Annotated in this window: 2 protein-coding genes and 1 pseudogene; 2 read left to right on the top strand and 1 reads right to left on the bottom strand. The window is 66.3% G+C overall.

The features are described 5' to 3' along the window. Positions 1-286 (bottom strand): annotated as a pseudogene (locus tag BIS11_RS17265) (transcription elongation factor GreB); the annotation flags it as partial. 162 nt (positions 287-448) lie between these two features. Here BIS11_RS17265 and BIS11_RS17260 point away from each other — a divergent pair. After that, positions 449-1,090: a TRAP transporter TatT component family protein gene (locus BIS11_RS17260; RefSeq protein ID WP_253419834.1), complete on the top strand. Its 642-nt coding sequence runs from the start codon at positions 449-451 to the stop codon at positions 1,088-1,090. Positions 1,091-1,160: 70 nt separating this feature from the next. Beyond that, positions 1,161-1,547, top strand: a 387-nt coding sequence (locus BIS11_RS17255) for an NUDIX domain-containing protein (protein WP_253586682.1), incomplete at its 3' end; no start/stop codon positions are given.

The following is a 1,547-nucleotide window of genomic DNA, read 5'->3' as shown; positions in this document are numbered from 1 at the left end:
GATCGACCACCTGCAGCTCGTCGAGGCGCTTGGTCAGGTAGCGAATGCGCGCGATCACCCGGTTGAGCTCTTTCTTGTTGTAGGTGTAGTCGGCGTTTTCGGAGCGGTCGCCCAGGGCGGCGGCCTCGCCCACCTTGGCGGAGAGCGCCGGGCGCTTCACCCGCGAGAGATGGTCGAGGATGCCACGCAGGCGCTCGGCGCCCGCCTGGGTGATCAGGTTGCTCTTGGGAGCCTGGCGCGGGTCCTTGGCCGGGTCGCGCCAGCGGGTCATGTTGCGGCCTTTCATGGGCACTTCCTTATCGAGCAGCAGGGCCAGGCGAGCGCGTCGCTTCGGCGAGCGACGATTACTCCTGGCGAGTCATTCAAACGTTCGTTACAGTGATCTGAGGGCGAGCGTCGCTCGCTCTTTGATCCTTTTCAGGCGACAACAATAAACAAGGAGCTTTTCATGCGCACGCACTCTTCTCGCTGGCTGATAGCCTTGGCACTCGGCGGCGCCCTCACGCTGTCACCGCTTGCCGCCAGCGCCTACCAGGACGAGCTGTTCTCCCTGCAGAATCGCTGGGAGCACACGGTGACGGAGCTTCCCGCCAACCAGCGCCAGGGCACCCTCGAGGCGTTGAGCAGCGAGGCCGCGACGCTGGCCGAGCAGAACCCGGGTGCTGCCGACGTGCTGGTCTGGCAGGGCATCATTCTGGCCTCCTACGCCCGCGAGCGGGGCGGACTCGGCGCGCTCGGTACCGCCAAGCAGGCGCGCGACGTGCTCGAGCGTGCCATCGAGATCGACCCCCAGGGCAGCAACGGCTCGGCCTACGTCACCCTGGGCGCGCTTTACGACCGGGCACCGGGGCGGCCTTTGGGTTTCGGCAACAGCGACACCGCCGAGCGCATGTTCCAGCGGGCGCTCGAGATTCGCCCGGACGGCATCGACGTCAACTACTACTACGCGGCGTTCTTGAAAGAGGAGGGCGATACCGAAGGCGCTCGCCGGTACGCTGAGCGCGCCGTGCAAGGCACCGCCCGCGACAATCGCCAGCTCTCGGACGAAGCACTCCGGCGTGAGGCGCAGGGGTTTCTGCAGTCGCTCTAGCGCGACGCAAATTGGCATTCCCGGCGGCAAGCATTGATAATGGATCGATTGTGTCGACCGGGAGTGCCCCATGGCATCCAGCCTCTTGCCGCCGCTCGCTCCTGAGCTTGCGAGCCCCGAACTCACCCGCGCGGACGTGACCCTCGAAAGGCGCGAAACCCTCTACCAGGGGTTTTTCCGTCTCGAGGAGCTGACGCTCAAGCATCGCCTTTTCGAAGGCGGCGAGAGCCAGACGATGCGGCGTGAAATCCATAGCCGCTTCGACGCCGTCGGCGTGCTGCTTTATGACCCGCAGCGCGATGCGGTGGTGCTGGTCGAGCAGTTTCGCGCTGGCGCCATCGACGATCCGCGCTCGCCCTGGAAACTCGAGCTGGTGGCCGGGCTCGTCGAGGAGGGCGAGACGCTCGAGGCGGTCGCCCGCCGCGAGGCCATGGAGGAGGCCGGGTGCGAGGTGAAT

Origin of the sequence: Halomonas sp. 707D4, from assembly GCF_024158685.1 — a bacterium.
Taxonomy (GTDB): domain Bacteria; phylum Pseudomonadota; class Gammaproteobacteria; order Pseudomonadales; family Halomonadaceae; genus Vreelandella.
This window is presented reverse-complemented; position numbering and strand designations above follow the sequence as displayed.

Coding starts and splice junctions, on each gene's coding strand:
- BIS11_RS17260 (WP_253419834.1), top strand. CDS start 449: ATGCGCACGCACTCTTCTCGCTGGCTGATAGCCTTGGCACTCGGCGGC.